This window comes from Bacillota bacterium (assembly GCA_012518215.1).
GTDB lineage: Bacteria > Bacillota > Dethiobacteria > DTU022 > PWGO01 > JAAYSV01.
The window spans coordinates 44,348-69,953 of the sequence record JAAYSV010000041.1; the positions used below are offsets into that span (position 1 = coordinate 44,348).

The 25,606-nt window shown below is 53.2% G+C and carries 26 protein-coding genes; 8 read left to right on the plus strand and 18 right to left on the minus strand.

Annotated elements, in window-relative coordinates; translation table 11 throughout:
- The first annotated feature begins 58 nt into the window (after window positions 1-58).
- Together GX364_06220 and GX364_06225 are read left to right on the plus strand one after the other, a co-directional pair.
- On the plus strand, window positions 59-1,018 hold the full coding sequence (locus GX364_06220; protein ID NLI70437.1) for an ABC transporter ATP-binding protein: 960 nt from the start codon (window positions 59-61) through the stop codon (window positions 1,016-1,018).
- Complete coding sequence (locus GX364_06225) at window positions 1,015-2,097, plus strand: ABC transporter permease (GenBank protein NLI70438.1); 1,083 nt, start codon at window positions 1,015-1,017, stop codon at window positions 2,095-2,097. Before GX364_06220 ends, GX364_06225 begins: the two co-directional genes overlap by 4 nt.
- Before the next feature lie 42 nt (window positions 2,098-2,139).
- On the opposite strand, the gene GX364_06230 is transcribed toward GX364_06225, so the two are convergent.
- Window positions 2,140-3,507, minus strand: coding sequence for a hypothetical protein (locus GX364_06230; protein ID NLI70439.1), 1,368 nt, complete (start codon window positions 3,505-3,507; stop codon window positions 2,140-2,142).
- A 367-nt stretch (window positions 3,508-3,874) separates the two neighbouring features.
- Between GX364_06230 and GX364_06235 the strand changes: the two genes are divergently transcribed.
- From GX364_06235 to GX364_06250, 4 genes are all read left to right on the plus strand, one after another.
- On the plus strand, window positions 3,875-4,195 hold the full coding sequence (locus GX364_06235; protein NLI70440.1) for a metal-sensing transcriptional repressor: 321 nt from the start codon (window positions 3,875-3,877) through the stop codon (window positions 4,193-4,195).
- A 39-nt stretch (window positions 4,196-4,234) separates the two neighbouring features.
- The gene (locus tag GX364_06240; GenBank protein NLI70441.1) at window positions 4,235-6,649 is read left to right on the plus strand and encodes a copper-translocating P-type ATPase; all 2,415 of its coding nucleotides are present in this window, start codon (window positions 4,235-4,237) and stop codon (window positions 6,647-6,649) included.
- Between the two features lie 153 nt (window positions 6,650-6,802).
- A complete protein-coding gene (locus tag GX364_06245) occupies window positions 6,803-7,012 on the plus strand; it encodes a glutaredoxin family protein (protein NLI70442.1) in 210 nt (69 codons plus the stop codon).
- 133 nt (window positions 7,013-7,145) lie between these two features.
- Entirely contained in the window at window positions 7,146-7,880 is a 735-nt protein-coding gene (locus GX364_06250) for a DUF3784 domain-containing protein (GenBank protein NLI70443.1), read from the plus strand.
- A gap of 298 nt (window positions 7,881-8,178) precedes the next feature.
- On the opposite strand, the gene GX364_06255 is transcribed toward GX364_06250, so the two are convergent.
- Entirely contained in the window at window positions 8,179-8,961 is a 783-nt protein-coding gene (locus GX364_06255; GenBank protein ID NLI70444.1) for an alpha/beta fold hydrolase, read from the minus strand.
- Window positions 8,962-9,156: 195 nt separating this feature from the next.
- On the opposite strand from GX364_06255, the gene GX364_06260 reads away from it, so the two are divergent.
- The gene (locus GX364_06260) at window positions 9,157-9,606 is read left to right on the plus strand and encodes a DMT family transporter (GenBank protein ID NLI70445.1); all 450 of its coding nucleotides are present in this window, start codon (window positions 9,157-9,159) and stop codon (window positions 9,604-9,606) included.
- A gap of 5 nt (window positions 9,607-9,611) precedes the next feature.
- Here GX364_06260 and GX364_06265 read toward each other — a convergent pair whose 3' ends face one another.
- The 15 genes from GX364_06265 to sigG all read right to left on the minus strand — a co-directional run bounded on the left by GX364_06265 (window position 9,612) and on the right by sigG (window position 23,883).
- Window positions 9,612-10,502 (minus strand): LCP family protein, encoded by an 891-nt coding sequence (locus GX364_06265; GenBank protein NLI70446.1) that lies wholly within the window; start codon window positions 10,500-10,502, stop codon window positions 9,612-9,614.
- 44 nt (window positions 10,503-10,546) lie between these two features.
- Window positions 10,547-11,593, minus strand: a complete 1,047-nt coding sequence (locus tag GX364_06270) for a CehA/McbA family metallohydrolase (protein ID NLI70447.1) — start codon at window positions 11,591-11,593, stop codon at window positions 10,547-10,549.
- Between the two features lie 240 nt (window positions 11,594-11,833).
- The gene (gene spoIIID / locus GX364_06275; GenBank protein NLI70448.1) at window positions 11,834-12,082 is read right to left on the minus strand and encodes a sporulation transcriptional regulator SpoIIID; all 249 of its coding nucleotides are present in this window, start codon (window positions 12,080-12,082) and stop codon (window positions 11,834-11,836) included.
- A 77-nt stretch (window positions 12,083-12,159) separates the two neighbouring features.
- Window positions 12,160-12,954 (minus strand): M23 family metallopeptidase, encoded by a 795-nt coding sequence (locus GX364_06280; protein ID NLI70449.1) that lies wholly within the window; start codon window positions 12,952-12,954, stop codon window positions 12,160-12,162.
- 44 nt (window positions 12,955-12,998) lie between these two features.
- On the minus strand, window positions 12,999-14,075 hold the full coding sequence (gene spoIID, locus GX364_06285) for a stage II sporulation protein D (protein NLI70450.1): 1,077 nt from the start codon (window positions 14,073-14,075) through the stop codon (window positions 12,999-13,001).
- A 108-nt stretch (window positions 14,076-14,183) separates the two neighbouring features.
- Window positions 14,184-15,470, minus strand: coding sequence for a UDP-N-acetylglucosamine 1-carboxyvinyltransferase (murA, locus tag GX364_06290; GenBank protein ID NLI70451.1), 1,287 nt, complete (start codon window positions 15,468-15,470; stop codon window positions 14,184-14,186).
- Window positions 15,471-15,604: 134 nt separating this feature from the next.
- A complete protein-coding gene (locus GX364_06295; protein ID NLI70452.1) occupies window positions 15,605-16,321 on the minus strand; it encodes a hypothetical protein in 717 nt (238 codons plus the stop codon).
- A gap of 403 nt (window positions 16,322-16,724) precedes the next feature.
- Window positions 16,725-17,186 carry a cytidine deaminase gene (locus GX364_06300; GenBank protein ID NLI70453.1) on the minus strand — a complete coding sequence of 154 codons (462 nt, stop codon included), beginning with the start codon at window positions 17,184-17,186 and terminating at the stop codon, window positions 16,725-16,727.
- Window positions 17,187-17,242: 56 nt separating this feature from the next.
- Window positions 17,243-18,505 carry a serine hydroxymethyltransferase gene (locus tag GX364_06305; GenBank protein NLI70454.1) on the minus strand — a complete coding sequence of 421 codons (1,263 nt, stop codon included), beginning with the start codon at window positions 18,503-18,505 and terminating at the stop codon, window positions 17,243-17,245.
- A 44-nt stretch (window positions 18,506-18,549) separates the two neighbouring features.
- Window positions 18,550-18,999 carry a ribose 5-phosphate isomerase B gene (rpiB, locus tag GX364_06310; GenBank protein ID NLI70455.1) on the minus strand — a complete coding sequence of 150 codons (450 nt, stop codon included), beginning with the start codon at window positions 18,997-18,999 and terminating at the stop codon, window positions 18,550-18,552.
- A gap of 20 nt (window positions 19,000-19,019) precedes the next feature.
- Window positions 19,020-19,523, minus strand: a complete 504-nt coding sequence (locus tag GX364_06315) for a low molecular weight protein arginine phosphatase (GenBank protein ID NLI70456.1) — start codon at window positions 19,521-19,523, stop codon at window positions 19,020-19,022.
- Between the two features lie 37 nt (window positions 19,524-19,560).
- A complete protein-coding gene (locus GX364_06320; protein ID NLI70457.1) occupies window positions 19,561-20,619 on the minus strand; it encodes a threonylcarbamoyl-AMP synthase in 1,059 nt (352 codons plus the stop codon).
- A 41-nt stretch (window positions 20,620-20,660) separates the two neighbouring features.
- Window positions 20,661-22,265 (minus strand): Na/Pi cotransporter family protein, encoded by a 1,605-nt coding sequence (locus GX364_06325; GenBank protein ID NLI70458.1) that lies wholly within the window; start codon window positions 22,263-22,265, stop codon window positions 20,661-20,663.
- A gap of 64 nt (window positions 22,266-22,329) precedes the next feature.
- Entirely contained in the window at window positions 22,330-23,061 is a 732-nt protein-coding gene (locus GX364_06330) for a stage II sporulation protein R (GenBank protein ID NLI70459.1), read from the minus strand.
- A complete protein-coding gene (sigG, locus tag GX364_06335; GenBank protein NLI70460.1) occupies window positions 23,062-23,883 on the minus strand; it encodes an RNA polymerase sporulation sigma factor SigG in 822 nt (273 codons plus the stop codon).
- A gap of 406 nt (window positions 23,884-24,289) precedes the next feature.
- Here sigG and nikR point away from each other — a divergent pair, with 406 nt between their 5' ends.
- Complete coding sequence (nikR, locus tag GX364_06340; protein NLI70461.1) at window positions 24,290-24,706, plus strand: nickel-responsive transcriptional regulator NikR; 417 nt, start codon at window positions 24,290-24,292, stop codon at window positions 24,704-24,706.
- 12 nt (window positions 24,707-24,718) lie between these two features.
- Here nikR and prmC read toward each other — a convergent pair whose 3' ends face one another.
- Window positions 24,719-25,603: a peptide chain release factor N(5)-glutamine methyltransferase gene (prmC, locus tag GX364_06345; GenBank protein NLI70462.1), complete on the minus strand. Its 885-nt coding sequence runs from the start codon at window positions 25,601-25,603 to the stop codon at window positions 24,719-24,721.
- Window positions 25,604-25,606 lie beyond the last annotated feature (3 nt).

Below are 25,606 nucleotides of genomic sequence, written 5' to 3' on the forward strand. Positions count from 1 at the left end.
ACTTTTCCCGAATTTATCAATGTTGTAACAATAGCGCTAATAACATAACACCGAGGTAATGGCTGTGCAAGTCGTTCACAACAATGCTGAAACCTTCGATCAACCAAATTGTATCGTGGTCTCCGGTCTGCAGAAGAGCTACGGCCCGGTAAAAGCCGTGAATGGAATTGACTTTACCGTGAAAAGGGGCGAGATCTTCGGAATGCTGGGTCCCAATGGCGCCGGAAAAAGCACCACCGTGGAAATCCTCGCCGGCCTACGTCAGCGCGATGCCGGCAGGGTAACGGTGTTGGACATGGACCCGGGTACCGGCAGTAGCAAGCTGAAATCCAGGATTGGCATGCAGCTCCAGAGTGTGTCCCTTTATCCGCGACTCAAGGTGACCGAGATTCTCCGGTTGTTTGCCAGTTTCTACCGCCATCCCCTGTCCCCCGCCGAGGTACTCAAACGAGTTGATCTTGTAGACAAAGCCGCAAGCTTGACCAATACATTGTCGGGCGGTCAGTCCCAACGCCTCGCCATAGCCATCGCCATGATCGGTGATGGGGAACTGCTATTCCTTGACGAGCCGACCACGGGGCTCGATCCGCAGGCCAGGCGTCTCCTCTGGGAGGTCATCGCCACTCTGAAACAAGAAGGCAAGACGGTGGTGCTTACCACCCATTACATGGAGGAGGCCGAATATCTTTGCGACCGGGTGGCGGTCATCGATTTCGGCCGCATCATCGCCCTGGGCAGCCCCTCGGAACTGATTGCCGCGCAATTTCAAGAACAGGCCATTGAATTCGACGCCCCCGGGTTCTCCGGCGAGGACGAACTTCATCAACTGGACGGGGTAAAGCGGGCCGAAAGCAACGGAGACACCGTCACCCTTTACACCACCGATGCAATCCGAACCATGGAAGCTGTTCTGTCCCTGGCTGCCGCCAGGGGCATAGACGTGCAAAACTTTACCGTGCGGCGGGCTACCCTGGAAGATCTTTTTCTGAAACTGACCGGAAGGAGGATCAGGGAATGAAAACCTACCTTGAACTGGTCAGGGCCACCGCCAAAAATATGTTCAGGGATCGCATGGTTCTATTCTGGTTCCTGGCTTTCCCACTCCTGTTCATCTTGCTTTTCGGTACCATCTTCTCCGATGATACCGTTATCGCCGATTTTCCCATCGGCCTGGTTGGGGATGATGGCGAGGTCAGCCGCGCCCTGTATCTGGCCCTCGATCAAACGGATGCATTTACCGTCCACGTCGGCTCCAGGGAAGGCGAGCTGGAAGCATTGCAGGATGGATCCCGGCAACTGGTCATCCTGCTTCCTCCCGATCCCGATACCCTCCTGTCCCGGGGAGAACAGCTCGAGATCACTTTTTACTACGATGAACACAATCAGGCTGTGAACCGGGTCCTCGTTTCCTCGGTCAGCGAGATACTCCAGGAAATTGAACGGGGTATGACCGGAAGGCCGCGGGTATTCATCATCAGCACCGAGGCTGTCCAGGCCGACAATCTGCGGGCGGTCGATTTCCTGATTCCCGGTGTTCTGGCCATGGCCCTGATGCAGCTCGGACTCTTTGGTTCGCTGCATATCGTGGGACTCCGTGAACGCAAGGTGTTGCGCCAGCTCAACGTGACCCCCTTGCCCAGGGGCCTTCTGATTGCCAGTGAAATCACCGTGCGTCTCTTTCTGGCCATGATCCAGACCGTGCTGATCCTGGTCATAGGCCACCTGTTTTACAAGGTCAATATAGTGGGCAACTGGCCGGCACTCATCGGTATCGTCATCCTGGGGGCAGCGGTGTTTGTCAGTTTCGGATACATGTTGACCTGCTTCGTCAAATCGGAGGAGAGCGGCAACGGCGTCATCCAGCTGGTGCAGTTTCCGATGATGTTCCTCTCCGGCATCTTCTTCCCCATAGAGGTGATGCCGGATTTCATCAAACCGATCATGAAGGCAATACCCCTTACCTATCTGGCCGATCTTCTTCGCCACCAGATCACCGGTCAGGTTCCGCTGCATACCCCGGCTACCAATCTGGCCGTCCTGGGGGGATGGCTGGTCGTCTCCCTGCTCGTGGCCATCCGTTTCTTCCGTTGGGAATAAAAATTTCGGAAAATACCGGTCAGAAGGTGTTGTCCGGACAAATCATGTTTCCGTGTTTTCTTTCCAGAAGCGCAGGATGATCATGCCCACCAGGGCCACGGCAAGAATGCCTGCAAATGCCAGCAGGGTCTTCCCCAGGGACCAACCCCAGAGGACGGGGGCGTTGATCAGCAGCATGGAAACGAGGATAACCGGAGCACTGAAAATATTCATGATCCCCAGTTCCAATGCCGTGCCGGTCCTGAACTCGGGATCGACGATGCGCAGGAGCAGCAGGCCGGTTGAGACCGTCCCCGTGCAGGTGCCGAATATGGCCATCGTGCGCTCAAGGCTGTTCCGGCGCAGGCGGCCGCCCAGATAGAAGATGACCGCCATCGTGGCCGCGGTAACCAGAGCAACCGTGATCAGTATGGGCACTATGAACTCCCTGACCACCACCAGCTGTATCGCCATGGTGGTGGCCACGATCAGAAAGTCCACCGCCCAACCGGTAACGCGGCGCTGAACTCCCTCATCGATGATATGATCAACCTGGAGCGGTGACATCAATGTCCTCAGAAGCAGGGCCAGCAGCAGACCCGCGAAAAAGAAGAAACCCCAGAGCATATCGGCCATTTCCGGGCCGAGCAGGCCCCCCACAAATTTTATGAGATGATAAGCGAGGATATAAACCAGCCCCACCAGGGCAAAATGCAGTGCCAGGCTATCCACATTGCCGGCGTGGGCTGTCTGGAAACCGGCCGGTTCTTTCCTCTCCCCCTTGCTGACCAGCCCCCTGAAAAAATCCCGGGAGAGCGCCTGTGGTACATACTGCGACCGCCCCTTGCGGATACCCCGATTGGCGAGGGGAACGCCCAGGAAGAAACAGACCATGAATCCTGCAGCCGCGAAGGTCAGGCCGATGGTAGCCGCAAACTGAAACCCGGCCCCCTCCCACACCTTGCCGATGGAGAGCGCCTGCCCCGGCCCCTCCGTGAAACCGAGAGCTGCCAGAAACCCGAAAGTGGAAAACAGGTCGTAACGGAAAATATTCAGGACAAGCACCACCAGACCCCCGATGATCGCCTGCAGCGGCCAGGAGATTCCCTGAACCAGCGCCATCCAGACCGCCCCCCTGACCCTATCCTTGCCTCCACCCGGCGCCGCTGCAACCTGTTCCCCCGGAGTGAGCCCCAGGGAAATGAAGGAAATATTGAAGAGATGGTAAGCGAAACCTTCCAGCATGTTTACCGGAACATCGATAACATTGTAATGCATCAGGACCAGCCCCAACACGCCGCCGATAAGACAGCTGGGAAATAGAAACCTCTGCAAGAAGGGGACCGTGGCGCGGAGCAAGGTCCCCGCCAGCAACATGATGCTGAGCCACCCGAAACACAACAGGAGTTCGAAAGGAAAGGGTATGTTCATCTACATTCCTCCGCCCGGGAGAGGTGAAACAAACTCCGCTCCCATCGATATGGTAGACACCACCGGGCACCTGGATGTGTCATTCCCGGATAGTATCCCCAGAAAATTATACCAAATATCCAGAAAACGGGTCAATCACAACAAATTTATGTTCTGACCACTTATTTTGAATTTCAGGGCCGGCAATTGGGACGGCCAAGAAGTAAAACCACGAAAAACCCAATTCCGGGGGATAAGAGGCCGATATTGCTGCATATTACCCTGTACATGGCCTGCCTTCCTGCGCCGCCGGGATTGTTCCCCGGCCGGGCCCGCTGTATAATGGGGAATAGGGTAGGGGGGTATAGTATATTTGCAAGTTGAGGTGATGGTAGTGGAGAAGATTGAAGAGAGCTGTCATGACGGGAAAAAAAAGAGAAGCTGGCAGGACGAGAAGGCAGTCCGGCAGCTCGTTGTAAGGCTCAACCGCATTGAAGGGCAGGTGCGGGGGATCAGAAAGATGATCGAAGATGAAGCATACTGCGATGATATTTTGAACCAGATCGCTTCGGCCAAATCCGCCATCGATGGTGTAGCCAGATTGTTGCTGGAAAAGCACATGAAGTCCTGTATCAGGGATCAACTCATGGAAGGCGATGAACGTGTTTTCGATGAGCTGCTGAAGACGATCTCCCGGATGATAAGGTAAGTTGAGAGAAGGAGGAAGCAAGCGATGACAACTGAAGTTATGGACCAAAGAAACAATCAGACGACCATAACCATTCCCATCACAGGAATGAATTGTGCCGCCTGTTCCGCCAGGGTGGAAAAAGGATTGCTCTCGTTGCCCGGAATTTCTTCTGCAAACGTCAATCCGCTGGCGGGAAAGGGCACCATAAACTACGATCCAGGCAAAATTGAACCCCGAAAGATGGTGGAACGAGTCGCTGAACTGGGTTTCGGGGTTCCGGCCGCACAACAGGAATTGCTGATTTCCGGGATGTCATGCACGGCATGTTCTGCACGGGTCGAGGGCAGGCTGAACTCCCTGCCCGGTGTGCAGGAGACCGCTGTCAATCTGGCCACAGGCAGAACCAGGGTCGCCTATATTCCCGGGATGACCAGCGCTGCAGAGATGGAAAGAGCGGTGAAAGAACTGGGCTTCACCGTCCATCTGCCCCAGGATCTTGCCTCCGGCGAGGTAACAGGAGCCAGGAAGAGGGAAAGAAACCAACAACTGTTCAGGTTCATCCTGGCGGTTATCCTCACCCTCCCCCTGGCGGCGATGATGATCTCCTCGCATCTGGGACTGTCCTTCAAAATCGACCCCTGGGTGCAGCTGGCCCTGGCCACACCGGTTCAATTCCTCGCCGGTTGGACCTTCTATTCCGGGGCCTACCGCTCCCTCAAAACCGGCGGTGCAAACATGGATGTCCTGGTGTCGCTGGGTACATCGGTGGCCTATTTCTACAGTCTGGCCTCTTTGATAGCCGGCTGGGGGCACATTTACTTCGAATCCGCAGCCATGCTCATCACCATCATCCTGCTGGGCAAATTGCTGGAGACCGTGGCCAAGGGAAGAACCTCGGAGGCCATCGAAAAGTTGATAGAACTGCAGGCCAAAACAGCCCGCGTGCTCCGTGACGGTGTGGAGACAGATATACCCGCGGATCGCGTCTTGCCCGGTGATCTGGTCGTGGTACGCCCGGGAGAGAGGGTCCCCGTGGACGGGGTTATCGAGGAAGGAAACACCACCATCGATGAATCGCACCTTACCGGCGAGAGCATGCCGGTAGGCAAGAATCCCGGCGATGAAGTCGTCGGCGCCTCCATCAACAATTACGGCAGCTTCACTTTTCGGGCCACCAAGGTGGGGCAGGACACGGTCCTGGCACAGATCATCCGCCTGGTGGAGGAAGCGCAGGGCACCAAGGCCCCGATCCAGCGCCTGGCCGACCGGGTTTCCAACGTTTTTGTTCCGGCCATAATAGCCATCGCCCTGATCACCTTCGTCGGTTGGTACATCAGCGGGGCAGGTTTCGAAAATTCCCTGATGCACATGGTCACCGTTCTGGTCGTGGCCTGCCCCTGTGCACTCGGGCTGGCCACCCCCACGGCCATCATGGTGGGAACGGGCGTGGGTGCGGGGAAGGGCATTCTCATCAGGGGCGGGGAACACCTGGAGCGGACAGAGAAAATCGATACCGTCGTCCTGGACAAGACGGGGACCATCACCCGGGGCTCCCCGGCGGTAACGGATATTGCCGCCCTGGCCCCCTTCACTGAAGAAGAACTTCTGGGCATCATCGCTTCCGGGGAAAAAAGATCGGAACACCCCCTGGGGCAGGCCGTGGTCATGGAAGCGGAAAGAAGGGGGATCCCGCCGGAAGAGGTCGATAATTTCGAGGCTCTGCCCGGGAAGGGGATCAGGTTCGATCTGGGTGGCAACTCCTGGCTGATCGGCAACGAGAAGCTGTCCGATGAAGCTGGCATCGATATCTCCCCGCTGCTTCAAGAGAAAAATCGCTGGGAAGGAGAGGGCAAAACGGTGATGATGGCCATGAGAAAAGACTGCCTCTGCGGGATGCTGGCCCTGGCCGACACGGCCAAGGAGAGCGCCACCGGGGCCATTGCCGAGTTGCAGCAGATGGGCCTGGATCTTTACATGCTCACCGGTGACCAGAAAAACACGGCCCGCTCCATCGCCAGACAGGTAGGAATAACCAATGTCATTGCCGAAGTATTACCGCAGCACAAAGCCGAGGAAGTGCAGAAGCTAAAAGATGCCGGACACGTGGTGGCCATGGTCGGCGACGGGATCAACGATGCACCCGCCCTGGCCACGGCCGATGTGGGAATGGCCATCGGCACCGGGACGGATATAGCCATGGAAAGCGCCTCCATCACCCTGGTGAAAGGCGATCTGCGGAAAATCGCTTCCGCGATCCGCCTCTCGCGGCGCACCCTGCGCAAGATCAGGCAGAACCTTTTCTGGGCTTTTTTCTACAACCTGATCACCGTGCCCCTGGCCATCTTCGGTATTTTCACGCCCGTTGTTGGCGGTGCGGCGATGGCCCTGAGTTCGGTGACGGTGGTGACCAATTCGCTGTTTCTGAAACGCTACGATCCGGATCGGACCGGGCAGAGTATCGGCAAAAAATGAATATTCCGTGGATAAACTCCTGCGGTGCAGGAGCACGAGGTGCCAGATACACTCAAGGCTACCTGAAGTACCGGACCCCGGGGCTTTGTCCCTGGATCATGACATGGTCCAGGGTAAATAATATCATTCAATGGACAGAAAGGAGTGCTGCCGATGCTGGATCTATACATAAAGGATGGCTGTCCCCATTGCCGCGGACAGATCGAACAGCTGGAAAAGGAAGGTCTTTCCTACCGGCTGCACAATGTTTCCCATGACCACGATGCCCTGAAAAAAGTAAAAGAAATTTACAACGCCAACAAGGTGCCCGTGCTCGTGAAGGGTGAAACGGTCCAATCGATCGGCTATCTGGGCAAGGGTTGAGGTATCTGAGAGATGCCGCCGTGAGCGGCAACATCTTCCCTATAAAAATAAATCCCGAAGGCGGCCGACAGCAAACCCGCGCCGTGATGCAACCGTACCTGTTTAACGGTCGGCGCCGAAGGAGGAATCCTGGGTGAGCCATCCATACATATACCTGGGCGTAGCGCTGCTGCTGATCGTACCGGGTATCCTGATAAAACATTTCAAATTTTACTGGCTGATTGCCGGTTACAACACGATGTCCCGGGCGCGGAAAGAAAATGTGGACATCGAGGGATTGGGAAACTTTTTGGGCAATTGGCTCTTCACCCTGGGTGCCCTGTTTCTGCTCGCCGGGCTGCTCGGATACCTTGCCATCCCCTATCTTGACCTGATCTCCTGGAGCCTCTTCATCGCCGCCATCTTTTTCATACTGATAAAAGCACAGCGATTTGACCATAACCCCGTAACAAGAAGGGATCGGATCGTTCTGGGGCTGGTGCTGGGGGTTCTGGCTCTCTTCGGGCTGGCCGTTGCAGGAACGATGATCTACAGCAGCCTCCCGCCTCCCATCCAGGTGGAAGGTGATTCGCTGGAAATCGGGGGGATCTACGGGGTCAGCCTCCCCCTGTCCGACATCGAGGACGTTGCCCTGAAAGAGACGATGCCGCCGATCACCCGCAAGGTGAACGGATTCGATGCCGGCCCATTCAGAAAAGGCCATTTCGCGGTGGAAGACATGGGAAGGGGCAGGCTCTACCTGCAAGCATGGCAGGGTCCCTTTCTCTATATTTTCCACGCTGACGGTTACGTGATCATCAACTGCCATGATCGGCAGATGACCGAGGAACTCTACCGCACACTGACCGGAACCACGGGCATCCAGTAAAGCAGAATGCATCTTTTCTCCCGGTAACCGGATACAGCCCGGACATGATCATCTGGTCTAACAAGTTTCCAGAGGAACGGTGGCCTTTCCTGCTACCCCCTACAAAACTGCCACCTGAATTTACACCAGTATACCGGACACTTCTCGGGTGTGTAAAATCCATTTTATGGTGTAAATTCCCCCTTGAATTTTCTTTCGTTGCTCAAGCCACCTTATCATCTTTTGTCCCAACACTTCCTTTTCCCACGGTTTGCCTCTTTCCACTCCTGGTATCATTCCACCTTGAAGCAGGGTTTGATCACAGCGTGGCCGTTTCATCCAGCCAGTGGGCCAGGTAGCGCCACACTCGCCGCAAGATGCGCAGTTGATGCCCGGCCCCGGGGAAGATAACCATTCTCTTGTCCATCCCCTTGCCCGCCCGCCGATAGAGTTCTTCCGCGTGCATACAGGGAACCATCTCGTCTTCATCGCCGTGCATGATCAGGAGGCGGCGGGGTGAAATCTGCTCTATTCTATCTGCCGGGCATACGCTCAGGAACCTCTTCAACCATTTCTCGGGGGAAGACAGGCTCTCTGGTTGCCGGAACATCCCCGCCGCTTTGAACCAGCCCCACAGATCCACCCCCGGTAGCCGCTCGGTAAAAAACCTGAAGTCCTGCGGGCAAGCACCTAGGGCGAGGGCCGCAACCCGCCGATCATGAGCGGCAACCTCCACCGAGACGGCGGCGCCGGCGCTGAAGCCCAGCAGGATCAGGCCTGCAGGGTGAGGCCCGCAGGTGCGGAAATAATAGTCGATAACTTCCCGGAGATCTGCAGTCCAATCGACCAGATCGAGGTTGCCTCCGCTTGACCCGGTGCCGCGAAAATTGAAGATCAACGTGGCCAGGCCCCGACGGGAGAAGAAGCGTCCCAGATGCTCATAGCCCTGCCGTTTGGGGCTCCGATGGGTGCTGCCGGAGGGTATACCATGGCAGATGATCAGCCCGGCCCCTCGATCCATCCCCCCGGCCGGGACAAAAGCCTGACCCTTGATCTCTGCCCCGTCGATCGTGAGCGTAAAAAAACGGCCTGTTTCGTTCATAATTATTTCTCCCGATTTGCGACTTTTTTTTGCCTATCCCGACTCTCATGGATATTTCCCGGGAAATACCGACCCTTTCATCTCCCGGCAGCGCGCATATTTCAAACATATTATGCCACAATAAGTTTAGATCCGACTTTCTTGAAGTAAACGGCCGCTCTGCTGCTGTCGGCCGCTACAAACATGGAGACAATGATGAATTCATATTGGTCAGCCCTGTTGATCGCCGCCCTGGCCGGAGCAGCAATGGCACTCCAGGGTTCATTAAATTCCGTTTTAAGCAAGGAGACAGGCCTGCTGGAGGCTACCCTGCTCGTCCACGTCATCGGCCTGGCCTTCCTGGGCATCCTCTTTGCCCTGAAACTCAATGACGGAAATCTGTTCGATGTGGGCCGGGCCCCGTGGTACAGTTTTCTGGGCGGTATTCTCGGTGTGGCCATCATCTACGGGGTAGTCGTGGCCATCCCCCGGATCGGGGTTGCCAGTGCCACCACCGCCATCATTATCTTCCAGGTTTCCACCGCCATGCTCATCGATCATTCTGGCCTGTTCGGCCTGCAGTCCATTCCTTTCAACTGGTACAAGCTGGTGGGGCTTCTGTCGCTGGCCCTGGGAGGCTATCTGGTGTTGGGGCAGGGAAAATAGTCCGGTCAACGCATGTCAAGATCTTTGAGCATCTGCTGTTTGCCCGCCTCATCCAATATATAGTAATAAACCCCGTTTATATAGGCATCCTCCCCGGGGAGGTAACCGCTTTTTACCGAATCCAGATTGATGCGCAGCAACTTCTGGCCGAGCTGCGGCATTTTAAGCGGGGGGATATTGGTGATGAGGTTGTCACCCAGCAAATTTACAAACCGGGGCATCTTGGTCACATTCGAAGCATTCAATGATTGCCTGGCAACGGCCAGAAGGAACTCCTGCTGCCTCTGGATCCTTCCGAAATCGGATCCTACTTTCCTTACCCGCACATAGGAAAGCGCCTCCCTGCCGGACAACCGTTGAGATCCGCTGCGCAGGATAGGTTCAACCCGGGCGATTTCCGGTTCCACGTCGATAACGACTCCTCCCAGCAGATCGACGATCGCTTCAAAACCCTGCAGGTTGATGCGGGCATAATAGTTCATTTCCAGGCCCAGCAATTTCTCCACAGTTTCCAGGGTCAGCGGGATCCCCCCGTATGAATGAGCGTGGTTGATCTTGTCATAGCCGTAGCCCTTTATGTTCACGTAGGTATCCCGTGGAATGGAAAGCATCGATGCCCCTTCCCCCTCCGGATCGAAAGAGACGACCATGATCGTGTCTGTACGGCTTCCGTCGGTGATATCGGCATCTATCCCCAGCAGGAGCACGTTTATGTTTTTGTTTTTTTGCGGGGGCCGGGGCGAAACGTAATGTTTTTCATCCTGTGCGGAACAGAATATGTTCTGCATCAAGGAGTAAAAATAAAAACTGGCAATGAGGACGATGATAAACAAGACGATAAAGACAGAATACAGGATTTTGGTTGCCCGCGAAGTTGGTTTTTTTCGGGAAGCCATCTTTCCGCTCCTTCCTCGTATCGATTGAAATAATCAAATGAATTTTATACGATATAGATCGGATTGCTGTAAATCCAGGGGCGGGGTTTCCCCCACCTGGGGCGATGATACACTTCCACGCGATAGGTGCCCCTTTCCAGCACCTTGAAGATCAGATTGTTTCCGATTCTATCGCCCACCTGTTCGCCATCCTTTATTATTTTTATCAACGGCTTGCGCCCCGGGGCTCGGATCATCAAGGAGGTACCCTCCCTGAATTCAAGTTCGGACCCCATGTGGGCTTTTTTTTCAGGGTTGAAAGCTCCGAAATAAAAAAGGCGGCTCCGGCCGTAACGGTCCATGCTGATGTAGCAACGCCCTTCACGCAAGGCATCGAAAATCTGATCCCTGGCTCTCTCGAAATTGGTGCTCATTTTCTCCTCGAGCATCACATAGGTGTTGATCGTGCGAAAAAGATCGAAATAGGGAAAGATGACCACCTTGAAAATCCCCAGGCGGAGATTGATGGCATGGGCATCGGTACCCCCTATGGCCACAACCTTCCGTTCCCGGGTCAGTTTATCCCACCTCTCGATCAATTCCCCGGGAGGGCCCTTCTTGATGGGGCCATCACGGTCAAAAAAATACCAGAACAAAATTTTCGGGACTGAGAGTGCCCCCGCCTTCCACTGCGAGCAGTAGTTCCACAGCTCTATTCCCGTGTAATCCTTCACTGACCAATCTTTCCAGGGAAAGGCAGCCCCATCGGTTACCAGCGGAGATCCCGTTTCCGCCGGATGAGCAAGAAAGCTGAGCCCCCCCTGCCGATTGATGGCATCAATCGATTTTTGCGGGGTATCCGTATAATCATCGATCGGATCACGGGTACCGAAGGCCAGCAGATGGTTGGCTTTCTCGTGCAGCTCCACGCCCACGATGACCATCAGGTGCCCGTATTTGCCTTCCTCGGCAGCTCCTCCCCGGGTACGATGATCGGTGATGATGATGAAATCCAGCCCCGCCCTGTTTGCTGCACCGATGATCTCTTCTATCGTTCCTGTTCCATCCGAATAGGTAGAATGGATATGGACGTTGCCCAGATAATTGTACATTTTAGCCCTCGAGATATAGATATAGTGGAAAAGGAGCATCCATTTCCTAGATATGATACTTTGTCCTCAAATCCTTCTACATATAAAAAATAACTGCAATTAAAATAAAATAACAATTGCAGTTCGATGCGGGTACACGTACCTGCCCTGTGGCCTTCAAATTTATATTGTAACAGATTAACAATCAATCCCCCGGCCCATACCATCCACGATGGCCTGCCGCCCATCACCCCCCGCAGTTCAGATTCCCAGATATTTTCGTCTCGTGGCTTCCCCTCCCCTGATATGGCGTTCGGCTTTGTTGTTCTCCAGTATTTTTTTCACTTCCCTGGCCAGATCACGATCCAGGTACGAAAGTCTTTCGGTTATATCCTTGTGTACCGTGCTCTTGCTCACGCCAAATTCGGCTGCTACTTTTCTTACGGTCGCCCCAGTTTCCAGAATATAATGAGAAATTTCCATTACCCTTTGCTCGATGTAACCCCGCACCGGGCGGCCCCCTTTAACATTATCCTTAGCTATAATTATGTTCAGCAGGGTGATTTAATGAATCAATACACGTTCATTCAGGGCAAATATTTTATGGGGTCCACGCTTTTCTGCCCCAACCGGATTTCATAGTGCAGGTAGGGTCGCTCCAGCCCGCTATCAAGAATAGCCTTCCGTCCCACCTTGCCGATAATCCGTCCCCCTTCGACGCCATCCCCGGCCTGAACGTTTATTTCCGCAAGATTGCCATAAAACGTATGTATATCATCAACATGTTTTATGAGGATGGAAGAGCCGTACAGGGCATCGAATTCTTTGACCTCGACCACCTCCCCTTCCGCCGAAGCTATGACGGCAGAGCCTTCGGGAACACAGATGTCAATACCTCTGTGTATGCGCGTGCTGGTACTGCCCCTGGAAGTGAAACTTATCGTTTCTCCAAATCCTACTTCCACATTTTTTGCGCCACCCTCAACGGGCCAGAGCAACCCCGGATTGACCGTTCTCTCGCCATCGGCCACGGTCATGTCCGTTGCACCACCTGCCTCATCGGGTTGCAAGTCGATTACCGCTTCCGAAGCGGGTCCACTGCCTACCGAACCGGAATGCCTCTCCTTTTCATCCCCATGATCAGCATTCCTGACGATCCCTTCCCTGCCCAGCTGGATCTCGGGATAGTAGGTCCTGGCCTTCCACAAAAATATCCCGGTCAACACCAGTGTTGCCACGATATAAACTGCAGCGATCTTGAAATAAAGGGGTGCTTTTTTTACCCTCTGCCCCCACCTTTTCAAGACTCTGGCCAACTTCGCGGTGTTCTTTTTCCACACCGTGGTCATATTATTGATTATTCTGTCTACTTTTTCTTTCACCGGACATCACCTCAAAAAGATAGTATCTCCCGCCAGGATCCAATTTATTCCCCGGGCGGAACCACCAGGGGAAGTTCCTTTTTCCCGTCGGGATACACTGTCTTGATCTTGATGCCCGGGTAATAATGAAGGATGATCTGCTCGTAACCGAACCCGGTTCTGGCCATCCCATCGGCCCCGTACTGGCAAAGACCGACCCCATGGCCAAAACCCCTGTTTTCAAACAACAGGCCCTCTTCATGCACCTGTACGTCGAAAGCAGCGGAGGGAAGACTGAAAAGTTCACGGGCTTCAGACCCGCTGAGCCTGCAATCCCCGATACGTAAAATCGAAACCCGGTTTCCGCGGGTAAGTTCTTCCACCTGCACGGCCGCCCCGTCGCCGGAAGCAAGCACATGCAGGCCATCACCGCCCCGATCCAAAAGGGCCGCATCTTCACGAGCGACCATTTTCTCTGTCCGGTAATAGGGAGAATGGCAACAGAAAAGGCATTCCCGGTCCTTCAAATATGGCAGTTCCGATCCTGCCCACAGAGCTGCGGCATCCTCGGTCCGCCCGCCGCAGGTCGAGTGGTAACAGGAAAGGATCAGTTCATCATTGAAGGTTATTACCTCACCGGCTGTTTCGTGAACCGCACGGTAAATCCGCTGATATTTTTCCGGCTCATCCGCCGTCTCTTTCCAGGCCTGACAGTGAGAGCTATCCGTGCATATGTCAGCGTAAAAACCGTGACGAACACATCCGGAACCTCCAAAGAGCCGACTTTTCTTCAGTGTGTAGGTTCGGGCAGCCACCGCCTGCGCCTTCAGGGCCTCCATGGAAAAAGAGGTCGGCATCTCGGCAGCAACAACCCCGGCCAGGTATACTTCCAGGTTCATTTCCATTACTTTCTGCTCACGGGGATGATAAACCCGGACAAAAACATCCCCGGCAGCACCGAGGTCAGCAAGACTGTATGCCCGTTCGTCCACGGAGCATTCCCCCTCCATTCCCCGGCAAACAGTCGGGATGTAACTTGCAGATGGTAGTACCCCGGGGGTCAAATTTTGCCACATGACCAGGGCTGGCAATACAAACATGACTACCAGAAGAAGCGAGTACATGATCAAGATCGAACGCAATGCCCTTTATCTCCCGTCTCTTTATCGAATGAGAAGTGAAACACCCCTCATCCGAGGGGTTGACGGTAAAATATATGAGGATGGTCTTCATGATTATGCCTGAAAGATTCAAAGTGCCCGGGTCTTCTCACTACCCTTCTCCAGGCGGCGGGCATGGGCTCCCAACATTCTCAATTTTTGATCAAAATTGTAGTATCCCCGGTCAAGATGCATCGTCCCGGAAATTTCGGTGCGGCCCCGTGCAGCCAGGCCGGCGATAGCCAGTGCCGCCGCCGCCCTGAGATCCGTGGCCTTCAGGGAAGCGCCGTAGATGCATTCATGCCCCTGAATGATCAGGTTGCGCCCCTCCACCTTTATTTCTGCTCCCATACGGGTCAGTTCCTCGACATGGCGGAAACGGTTTTCGAAAACGGTCTCCGTCACCATACCCACTCCCCGGGCTATCGCCAGCAGAACGGAGAACTGTGGTTGTAAATCCGTGGGAAAACCCGGGTAGGGAAGTGTCTTTACATCCACGGAGCGGAGCCTATTTTCCGATTCTACCACGATGTCCCCTGTTGCAGTCTGTTCGATAGTCACCCCCGCCTCCGCAAGTTTGGCCACCAGTGGCTTGAGGTGATCGAAGACGACATTCTGGAGCGTGATCTTCCCGCCGGTGGCCGCCACGGCGATCATGAAGGTCCCCGCCTCGATACGGTCGGGAATAACATGGTGTCTTGTTCCCCCGAGGGATTCTACCCCCTCTATCTTCACCGTGGGCGTTCCGGCACCGCTGATAATCGCCCCCATGGAAGAAAGGAAATTTGCCAGGTCAACGATTTCCGGCTCAAGAGAAGCATTTTCAATCACCGTTACACCCCTGGCAAGGGTGGCAGCCATCATGATATTTTCCGTGGCCCCCACGCTGGGGTAATCCAGATAGACATGCGCGCCCCTCAATCCATCGGTAACCGCTTCAACATAGCCGTTACCAACGATAAATTCCGCTCCCAGAGCCGCCAGCCCTTTCCAGTGCAAGTCTATGGGCCGAACACCGATCGCACATCCTCCCGGCAAGGAGATCCGGGCTTTTTTCAGCCTGGCCAGAAGAGGGCCGATGACCAGAAAGGAAGCTCTCATCCTGCTGACCAGATCATGCGGAACCCTGTCGTCCAGCAGTTCGGGAAAATAAATGTTGATCCGATTCTGTTTTTTCCGATGGCGGATTTCCGCACCCAGTGTTTCCAGTATCCTGCCCATGATCTCCACATCAATCAGGTCGGGCACATCTTCGATAATCACCGGTTCCGATGTAAGCAATGTGGCAGTCATGATAGGCAGGGAAGCATTCTTTGCTCCATTTATTCTGACCGTACCATGCAGGGGTTTTCCTCCTTCGATCTCAATCATATCCACAAAAAGACTCCTTTTGTCATTGATATTGGACCTTTTATTATATTAGTATTAAGGGTGGCGGAAGAAGGTGAATAATAAATCGGTTTTTGCTGCCCGGCGTTAACATCGGAAAATCGAAAAAGGTACACTTTCGTTCAATAAGGCGTTGACAAACAAGGAGTTCCGGCATAAATTTTTGTTCTATCTTCCTGATGGTGAGACTTGACCACCAGATTCAGGTTGATCTTTTTACCGTCAAGGTCTATTCCGGATGAAAAATAGGGTGAGCTTCCCAATACATTCAATGAATTCCGGTCACCCTTTTCCTCCATCATCGTTCCCCCCATCGACCCCATGATGCATTCCATGATCGAAACCATATCCGCCTTGCTTGAATGTCGGTAAATGGTACCGGCGAGCGTAAAAGTGCTCGTCCCGCCGGTTGTATATTTTTTCAGGCCTTGCGATACTCCGGAGACAGCTTTGCAAACAGCGTCAGTTTCCTGACCGGTGACACTGAGACCCACACGCGATTTCCGCCCGCCATCCTCGCTGTACAAAAGAAGGACCCCGGTGGCACCGGAAGGCAGGCACCCCCTGATCCTGTCCCGGCGGTACCCTCTGGCCAGATCCGGCGATGCAAAACCCGCTTCCCGAAATATGCCCAGTATTTCTTCAACGGAAGGGGAATCATGGCAGAAGGTAGCTCCGTAAAACCCTGTACAGCTGGTCTCCGCAACCCCGATTTCTTTCAGGGCTTCTTCCATCATTTTCAGCCCTTTGCTGTTCCTTTCATTCTGGCCGGCTCCGGCAATGGCAACTGCTCCGGAAACAAGGATGATGATACAGATGATAGCCATTTTTACACGCATGTTCTGGATCCTTCCAAGGTAGTATTTTTCAAATATTATTGCCATTAACGGGGTGGAATATGAATGAGGGAAGTGGTGCCGCGAACAGAAATACCACGGCAAGAATCAAAAAAACGCCGCTTTCGAAAGCGGCGTTCAAAATAAGCAGTCAGCTCTTAGCGTTCTATTGTTTCTTGATCTGCACACTATTCATGATTATACAATTATCTGTTTCTATATCTGCTGGTGTTATTGCATAAAAGCTGACCGCCCATATTTTGTTTCGATTTAAAAAAGCCAATGAGGAAATCCGTTTTTTCCGCAAAATTTGTTTTTTCTTTGTAGTAGTTATCCCTTTCACATTCTATAAATACATGTTTCGACATAGTTATTGTTTTTCCTGCTAAATAATTAAATTATTTAATTAAATATTTTTAATATGAGAAGGTTGCAGCAATTTTATCCTGACCCCGGCTTCGCGGAAGACTTCTTTGGATAGATCATCGGGGTAATCTTCCTTGATAATTACCTCTTTCACGCCCGCATTCACGAGCATCTTGGCACAGACCACACACGGATGATGGGTACAGTATATTACCCCTCCCCTGATGCTAACTCCGTACAGGGCTGCCTGGATGATGGCATTCTGTTCGGCATGCAACCCCCGGCAGAGTTCATGACGTTCTCCGGGGGGAATATCTTGTTTCAACCTCAAACATCCATGGCGTTCACAATGTTCCAATCCGCTTGGAGCACCGTTGTACCCCGTGGTCAGTATGCGTCTGCCAGAAACGATGACTGCCCCGACCTTCCTTCTTAAACAGGTAGAACGGGTGGAAACCACTTCGGCAACAGACATGAAATACTCATCCCAGGAAGGGCGCATGCTGGTTCAAACCTCTCCTTCAAAACAAAATCTGCAAGCCGCGGAAATTTTTATCGTCATGACAGAGGAAATTCCGCGCACAACTTGACAACTTTCTGGCGTGTCCTGTGCATCACGTCTTCGCTGCCGGGGTTGCGTAAAGATTCGTTGATAACGGCGGCGATGATCTTCATCTCATCCGTTCCCATGCCCCTGGTCGTGATTGCCGGGGTTCCCAATCTTATCCCGCTGGTTACCTGGTGGGGTTGGGGATCGTAAGGAATGGCATTCTTGTTGGCGGTGATACCCACATCCTCCAGGATCATCTCCGCCACGGAGCCGGTGATACCAATGTTTCTCAAATCAACCAGTACCAGATGGTTGTCCGTTCCCCCGGTAACCAGATCGAAGCCATGGTCGATCAGCTCCGTGGCCAACACCTGTGCGTTTTGGAGAACTTGCTGCTGGTAGACAGTGAATTCAGGAGCCATGGCCTCCTTGAAGGCCACGGCCTTGGCCGCTATGATATGCATCAGGGGGCCACCCTGTATGCCGGGAAACACCGCCTGGTCGATCATCGCGGCAAATTTGCGGCGGCAGAGAATGAACCCTCCCCGCGGCCCCCTCATCGTCTTGTGGGTGGTCGATGTTACAACATCGGCATACTCAACCGGAGAAGGATGCAAGCCAGCTATCACCAGCCCGGCAATATGGGCAATGTCAGCCAACAGGTATGCACCGCATTCATCTGCAATCTCACGAAATGTTTTGAAATCTATGATCCGGGGATAGGCGCTTGCCCCGCAGATGATAAGCCGGGGACGTTTTTCAAGCGCGATGCGGCGTACCTTTTCCATGTCCAGATAGCCGCTTTCTCGATCAACGCCATAGCTGCTCACCGTGAAATATTTTCCGGAGATATTCGAGGAACTGCCGTGGGTGAGGTGCCCCCCATCCGAAAGGCCCATGCTCAGAACACGATCCCCGGGGGCAAGGAGAGCAAAGAAGGCAGCCAGGTTCGCCGGTGCTCCCGCATGGGGCTGCACATTGGCATGTTCCGCCTTGAACAGTTCCATGGCCCTCCGCCGGGCCAACTCCTCCACTTCGTCCACGTAAGCACATCCGCCATAGTAACGTGCACCGGGGTAACCTTCCGCATATTTGTTGGTAAGAATGGAGCCCTGCGCCTCCAGAACCGCCTTGCTGACGAAATTTTCCGAAGCAATCATCTCGATTTTTTCTTCCTGGCGGCGCTGTTCCCTGGCAATGGCCTCTGCAATTTGCGGATCAAGACGGCCAAGATCCGCCTCATCGAATAGTTGATGGCATTCCTTGGGCATGTATCTACTCCCCTTCCGTAAGCTCGGACTCATATTTTCTTTGTTCATTCATGGCCCTGTTCCTCGTAAATATTTATCTTTTTGACTCTTTCCAGATGACGCCCCCCGGCAAAGGAAGTATTGATGAATGCATCGACAATATCCTGAGCCAGCCCTTTGCCGATCACTCGCGCACCCATGGTCAGGACATTGGCATCGTTGTGTTCCCTTGCCGCATGGGCGGTAAAGGTATCGCCACAGAGAGCGGCACGGATACCCCGCATCTTGTTTGCGGTTATTGAAACCCCCACACCTGTCCCGCAGACAATGATGCCGAAATCAAATTTGCCGTCCTGTACGCTCTTCCCCACAGTATAGGCGATGTCCGGATAGTCTATGGGGGATTCATCAAAGGTGCCAAAATCATAGACATGGATATTTTTCCCCTGCAGATATTCCTTGACAGTTTCTTTCAACCGGAACCCGGCATGGTCGCAACCCAGAGCAATCTTCATCAAAATCCCTCCAAGATCAGTTATGGGGTTTCAAAATAGTTTTCCATTATCGCCAATAACTTCAAAACGGAGGCCCGGATTTCCTGCAAAGAATATTCGTAAACACCCAGATCTCCTCCGTACGGGTCCTCGATATCGCCATCGTCGGCAATCTTTACAAACTCTTTCAATGTTTTTATTTTACTGGCATCCTTTTCCGAGGCCATGTAAAGTGCCTGCGCTTTGTGTGCGCGGGTCATGGTCAGGATCAGGTCGGCTTCGGCGATCATTTCCGGGGTAAGTTGCCGGGCACGATGGGAAGAAACATCAATCCCTTCTTCACCCAGCAGGAACAACACCTTGTCCGTGGCACGGGAACCTGTACAGGCATGCAATCCGGCCGAACTGACATCCAGATCAAGAGAATGAGTCCCCTTGTCGGACCAGAGGTGCCTGAGAAGGGCCTCGGCCATTATACTGCGGCAGATGTTGCCGGTACAGACAAAAACAACAAGTTTGCTCTCTTTGGTTTTCTTTCTTTTCAAATCGATTCTTTCCCCCGCCGCAATATCTACCCATGTATTATATCACATCCACGACACGATCCGCCGCTTTCTGCAAGCGATTCATCAATGCCAACCCCAGGGGATCTTCCTCACAGAGGCCCTCGCCCAATATGACGTCAACCCCCGAACGGTCAAGTTCGCGCAGGGCATGGTAAAAGGATGCAGCCACTTCTTGCAAGGCCGCCTGCCGGCCCAGAACCCGGATCAGGCCCTGGCGGAAATGGCCCCTGTTTTCCGCGGTGCAGAGTACCCCTACTTTTCGGCCCTCGCCTACCAGGCGGTGACAGACAGAAGCCATCTTCTCACCGACTTTTGAAGAAAAACCCCTGAAGAGGATCAGTTCCGCCCGGGGAGCATAATGCCTGCGGCGGGAAGACGGATGAAACGATGCTGGGGATTCTTCCCCGCCCGCGATCAGGACAGGAGCCTGCAAACACGAGGCCAATTCTTCCCGACCGATGCTTCCCGGACGCAACAGAACCGGTTTTTCTCCGGCCAGATCAAGGACCGTCGATTCTATCCCGATGGGGCAACGCCCCCCCGTCAGTATGGCATCTATCTTTCCCGCGAAATCCTCGATCACATGAGCAGCCTCGGTCGGGCTGGGGGTTCCCGACAGGTTGGCACTGGGAGCAACTACGGGAAATCCGCATTCTTCGATCAGTGCCAGGGCCGCAGGATGAGCGGGCATCCTGATCGCCACGGTGGGCAGACCAGCAGTTACCAGCGGCGATATCCTTTCTCTTTTTTTCAGGACGAGGGTAAGCGGACCGGGCCAGAATGTTCCGGCCAGTTTTGCAACTTCTGCAGGAGGTTCATGGGCCAGAGCCGCCACCTGGGAGAAATCTGCAATATGCATGATCAGCGGCTTGCCGGCCGGACGCCCCTTCACGGCAAAGATCCTTTCGAGAGCACGGTCGTTGCCAGGATCAGCACCGAGGCCGTAAACCGTTTCGGTGGGGAAAGCAACCAGGCCTCCGCGTTTGATGATTTCCGCTGCCCTTCTTATTTCATTATTTTTTTCCTTGCCGTAATGCAGTACCAGCGTTCCTTTAACTGTGGTCGGCTCGGACATGTTGTTAACTGTCCTTTCAGATGATGTGATGGAGATGGCCTTTAAAATTCCCCGATGATGGATTCGGCAATGTTGACTGTATGGTCTGCAGCACGTTCCAGATTGCTTATGGCGTCCAGGAACAGCACACCCGAGGCCGGGTAACATCTTTTTTCATTGATCCTGCTGATATGCTGTTTTCTAAGTTTTTTCTCCATGTGGTCGATCTCATCATCGCTCTTGATGACCGTCCAGGCCAGGTCTCCGTCTTCACGCTCGAAGGCGAGGATTGATTTTTCCAGCATAACATCAACTTTTTTATGCATCTGCCGCAATTCGGAGAGCGCCTCGGGAGAAAAAGGAAGCCTGTTCTCAATTTTTTCCTCGGCCAGTTCCAGTATGTTCTGGGCGTGATCACCGATACGCTCTATGTCGTTGGAAGCCGACATGATCCGGGCCAGCGCCCAGGATTGGCTCGAGGACAACGAATGCTGGGAAAGATCGGCCACAAAAAAGGCAATCTCTTTCTCGATCCCATCCACCAGTTCTTCCATCTGATAGACATGTTTGATCTTCTTCTTCCCGTTTCCGATAAAAACCTCCACGGCTTCTTTGAGCATCTCGCGGGCGATGTCCCCCATGCGGATAATCTCCTGGCGCAACCCGGCAATGGCCGGTTCGGGGGTCCTCAACATACGGCGGTCAAGATATTTGCTGCCCCGCTCGACAACCTTCTCCTCGCCGGGCACGATTTTTTCGATCAGGTAATTGAAGCGGTTGAAAAAGAGCATCACGATTGCCGCTGTAAATACGTTGAACAGCGTATGGGCATTGGCAATCTGCCGGGGAATGGTCGAGGCCGTATGCATCACCAGCCAGGTAAAAGGTTTCAACAGTAGCAGGGTCAGAACCACCCCGAACAGATTGAAAAAGATATGCGCGGCAACAGCCCTCCGGGCTGAAAGGCTGGCCCCGAAACTGGCGATCAGCGCTGTGACGCAGGTACCCAGGTTGGCACCAAGTACAAAGGGAACCGCCGCTGAAAAGCTGATCGCATCCTGCAGTGCCAATGAGATTATAATCACGGTCACCGCCCCGCTATTCTGGATAAGAGCGGTAAAGGCTGTCGCGGCCAGTACTCCCAGAAGAGGGTAGTCGCTGAAGTAGATCAACATGTTCTGGAAAGCGGGCATTTCTTTCAGGGGGTTCATACCCGCCGACATGGTCATGAGCCCCATGAACAGGAGGCCAAATCCAAGGATGGTCTGTCCTATGTACTTGTGAAGCCGGCGCTTCCCCAGAAAATTCAAAAGGGCCCCGACTCCGATTGCCGGCAGGGCCAGAAAATCTATTTTAAACGAAATTATCTGGGCCGTGAGTGTGGTTCCGATGTTGGAACCGATGATCGTGGCTATGGCTTGCGAGAGGGTCATTATCCCGGCATTGACGAAACCGACCACCATCACGGTGGCTGTGCTACTGCTTTGAATCAATATGGTAATAACTATACCTGTGAAAACGGCAACCAAAGGGTTGGCCGTCAGAGCCTCCAGAATGCGCCGCAATTTGTCTCCCGCCGCTTTCTGCATCCCCGAAGCCATCATCTGTATCCCCACAAAAAAAAGCCCCAGGCCTCCGACCAAGCTGAAGATCAAATTCAACCACATGTGTGCTTCTATCCTTCCGGGATGAATAGCCCCTTTTCAATCCTGCACCATTATAAGTTATCCCCTATTCTTTTTCAATGCAGTTTTTGATCCATTCCCAGATTTTGATTTTCCACCGCCCCTTCATTTCAATTTCCGGAAGGTAACGCCCCAACCCGTTCCACCACGTCTCTGCAAGGGCTTCATCAACCCTGCTTTCGCTTTCTCCCGTCGCCATCGTTTCTACGGCAGCCTGCTCGTCTTCTTCCTCTTTTTCAATCTCATCGGTCATCTCCGCCAGGGGGAAACAAAGCGGCGGATAGAGAAGGCACCACCAATTTTGACCCTTTCCATCACCGATGCTGACAACAAGGGCCATGTATTTACCCGGGGGATAGATCTCTTCACCGTAATGCCGCAATGGAAAATATTCTTCCTTCAACTCCACCTTCAAACGGTGATCGAGACCTCCGTCCATCTTTTTCAATCGGCCACGAAGATGGTTTTCCAGTGGCACCAGTTCTTTCCCGATATTATCTATCAGTTCATCGTAAGAAATGATATGGCGATAATGATCAACAGAGGCCAGCAGTTCATCCCTGACCTTATTTTTCAACTCCTGTTCTGCGGGGCTGTCGTCATGAGCCAGTATGTGCACCCTCAATATCGGCCCGGCGGGGTCATGAACAACCCATTTATCCTCCCCACGCGCATCGCCGTACCGGTAGACGAACAGAATGGCCAGAGCAAGGGCAACCACAATCAAACAAAACAAACTTTTTTTTATTATTGTTCGCAGGTTTTGTTTCTGTTCCATCTATACCCCCCCTTCTTCCCTTTTTTTCTGTTCTTTCTGTTCCTGATAATAGCGATGGCGCAAAAATTTCAATGCCGCCTTCTCCAGCCGGGAAACCTGGGCCTGGGAGATGCCAATCTCCCCGGCTATTTCAAGCTGTGTCTTCCCCTCAAAAAACCTGGCTTCAAGGATTTCCTTCTCCCGGGGTGGCAATTTGTCCAGAGCTTCCTTGATAGCGATGTTTTCAATCCAATTTTCAGCAGTCTGGCACTGGTCGCTGATGAGATCCATGATATAGACCGGATCGGTACTGTCATTGAAGACGGGGTCATGCAGCGAAAGAGGGTCATGGCATGAGTTCAGGGCAAATACAGCCTCTTCAACGGTGATATCAAGTTCGGCGGCAATTTCCTTGAGGGTGACCTCACGCAGGTGATCCTTGGTCAGCATCTCACGCGTCTGCTGTATGCGGTGGGCAAGGTTCTTTATGGAACGGCTGATATGGATGCTGTTGTTGTTGTCCCGAAGATAGCGTTTGATTTCCCCGATGATCATGGGGACGGCATAGGTGGAAAAATTCACTTTTTGTTCAAGTTCAAAATTGTCAATGGCCTTCATCAGCCCGATACATCCAACCTGGAAGAGATCGTCCAGGGATTCGCCCCGGTTCTTGAACCTCTGCAGGATGCTGAGGACCAGCCGCAAATTCCCCTCGATAAGTTTCTGCCGTGCACTTTCATCCCCATCTTTCAGATCACGCAGCAGCTCGATCATTTTTTTGTTGTTGATCACGGGAAGTTTGTAAGTGTTAACCCCGCTTATCTGGACTTTCCTCGGCAACATCTCACCCCTCCTCACCCGGGTAACAATTTGTTTTCTGATTATATTATTGCCAGATTTTGTTTGCTTTAGACCGTTCTTACAGTATTGCTTGCAATTTGAAGGCAACAATCCATTTCAAATGGGGTAAAAAATGCATTGTCAAAATTGATTCCGGGCAGCTTCGCCCGGAAAACGCCGTTCCGCTTCATGCCCATACAGGGAGTGCCGGCCGGGTAGGTTTTCCATGATGTGTATACGGGGAGCGCGCAGAAAAATCGGCTCGAACCAACGATAGATGCCACATGGTCCGTTTGAGCGAAAAAAAGATTGATCAACTTCAATAATAAGTATCGAATGGTTTGTGGTATAATTTATAATACTGCAAGCAATCCGTGTACAGATAAAATGGAAAAGGAGGTATGCCAGGGTGTCGGGCTTAACCAGATTTGGCATCTCTATCGACGAAGATCTTCTGGCCCGCTTTGATCAGGAGATCGTGGACAAGGGCTACAAAAACCGTTCTGAAGCAATCAGGGATCTGATCCGCAATCAGCTCGTGGAGCAGGACTGGAAAGATGAAGACGAGGAAGTGGCAGGAACCATAACATTGGTCTACAATCACCATACACGGGGGCTTTCCGATCTTTTGACTGAACTGCAACATGCCTACAACCAGCTCATCCTTTCCACGATGCATGTCCACCTTGACCGTCACAACTGTCTCGAGATTCTCGTGGTCAAGGGCAAGGTCAGGGAAGCAAAAGAAATCGCAGACAAGCTGTTGAGTGTAAAAGGGGTCCTGCATGGGAAACTAACAGTCACCTCTACGGGAAAAAATCTCTAGAGGAGAGGCAGTTTATCTTAACCGGGCCACGACCACCCTGTCGTGACCCTGGTAGTCTTTGATGACCTTCAGGGAAGCAACCATGGCTACCTGTTTGCATAATTCCTTGACCGCATCCGCAACTTCAACGCCTATTTCCATGACCAGCAGTGCCGATGGGGTAGCATGTTCCCGCAATCCGGACAGAAGGGAGCGGTAACTGTCGAGACCATCCCGGCCTCCGTCAAGCGCCCGGGTCGGTTCATGGTCCTTTATCTCGGGTGAAAGTGTCTTGATCTTGCTGCTGGGGATGTAGGGGGGGTTGGACACGATCACCTCGAAACGTTCTTCCCGGCCATCAAATATTTTCCAGTAGTCGCTTTTCAGAAAACGGATTCTTTTTTCAACGCCCTGATTCAGAGCGTTCCTCCGGGCAATGCTGAGCGCCGCCGCGGAGATGTCCACGGCCTGAAAACGGGCTGCAGGCAGGAGCCGCGCCAGTGTCACCACGATAGCACCACTTCCGGTACCCATCTCGATAATATTCAAACCTTCACCTTTTGCCGAACCGTTCTCCCCGAGAGCGGCCATCACGGCTTCTACAACAAATTCGGTCTCTGGACGGGGGATCAACACTGCGGGGGAAACATGAAAATCTGCTCCGTAGAATTCCTTCACGCCCAGGATATAGGGCAGGGGACAACGGCCGGCACGGGCCAGAACCGCTTTTTCGTAGGCTTCCTCCACACGGGGGGGGATTTTCTGCCCGCTGTCGACGATCAATTTCCAGCGCGGTATCTTCATCACGGCCGCCAAGATTATTTCGGCTTCATCGCGGCTCCCGCCGATTCCCGCGTTCCCGAGGGCAGCGGTGGCATTCCGTACCGCCGCTCCCACAGTTGTTTCGGGTCGATCCATAGG

Excerpts from the sequence above, each read along its gene's own strand:
- GX364_06240 (NLI70441.1), top strand. The coding sequence starts at position 4,235 with ATGGACCAAAGAAACAATCAGACGACCATAACCATTCCCATCACAGGA.
- GX364_06330 (NLI70459.1), bottom strand. The coding sequence starts at position 23,061 with ATGGAACAGAAACAAAACCTGCGAACAATAATAAAAAAAAGTTTGTTT.
- rpiB (NLI70455.1), bottom strand. The coding sequence starts at position 18,999 with ATGAAGATTGCTCTGGGTTGCGACCATGCCGGGTTCCGGTTGAAAGAA.
- sigG (NLI70460.1), bottom strand. The coding sequence starts at position 23,883 with ATGTTGCCGAGGAAAGTCCAGATAAGCGGGGTTAACACTTACAAACTT.
- GX364_06265 (NLI70446.1), bottom strand. The coding sequence starts at position 10,502 with ATGGCTTCCCGAAAAAAACCAACTTCGCGGGCAACCAAAATCCTGTAT.
- GX364_06230 (NLI70439.1), bottom strand. The coding sequence starts at position 3,507 with ATGAACATACCCTTTCCTTTCGAACTCCTGTTGTGTTTCGGGTGGCTC.
- GX364_06270 (NLI70447.1), bottom strand. The coding sequence starts at position 11,593 with ATGTACAATTATCTGGGCAACGTCCATATCCATTCTACCTATTCGGAT.
- GX364_06300 (NLI70453.1), bottom strand. The coding sequence starts at position 17,186 with ATGCGCCCTTCCTGGGATGAGTATTTCATGTCTGTTGCCGAAGTGGTT.
- GX364_06225 (NLI70438.1), top strand. The coding sequence starts at position 1,015 with ATGAAAACCTACCTTGAACTGGTCAGGGCCACCGCCAAAAATATGTTC.
- GX364_06260 (NLI70445.1), top strand. The coding sequence starts at position 9,157 with ATGAATTCATATTGGTCAGCCCTGTTGATCGCCGCCCTGGCCGGAGCA.
- prmC (NLI70462.1), bottom strand. The coding sequence starts at position 25,603 with ATGGATCGACCCGAAACAACTGTGGGAGCGGCGGTACGGAATGCCACC.
- GX364_06320 (NLI70457.1), bottom strand. The coding sequence starts at position 20,619 with ATGTCCGAGCCGACCACAGTTAAAGGAACGCTGGTACTGCATTACGGC.
- GX364_06235 (NLI70440.1), top strand. The coding sequence starts at position 3,875 with ATGGTAGTGGAGAAGATTGAAGAGAGCTGTCATGACGGGAAAAAAAAG.
- GX364_06255 (NLI70444.1), bottom strand. The coding sequence starts at position 8,961 with ATGAACGAAACAGGCCGTTTTTTTACGCTCACGATCGACGGGGCAGAG.
- GX364_06245 (NLI70442.1), top strand. The coding sequence starts at position 6,803 with ATGCTGGATCTATACATAAAGGATGGCTGTCCCCATTGCCGCGGACAG.
- GX364_06295 (NLI70452.1), bottom strand. The coding sequence starts at position 16,321 with ATGCGTGTAAAAATGGCTATCATCTGTATCATCATCCTTGTTTCCGGA.
- GX364_06220 (NLI70437.1), top strand. The coding sequence starts at position 59 with ATGGCTGTGCAAGTCGTTCACAACAATGCTGAAACCTTCGATCAACCA.
- GX364_06325 (NLI70458.1), bottom strand. The coding sequence starts at position 22,265 with ATGTGGTTGAATTTGATCTTCAGCTTGGTCGGAGGCCTGGGGCTTTTT.
- GX364_06305 (NLI70454.1), bottom strand. The coding sequence starts at position 18,505 with ATGCCCAAGGAATGCCATCAACTATTCGATGAGGCGGATCTTGGCCGT.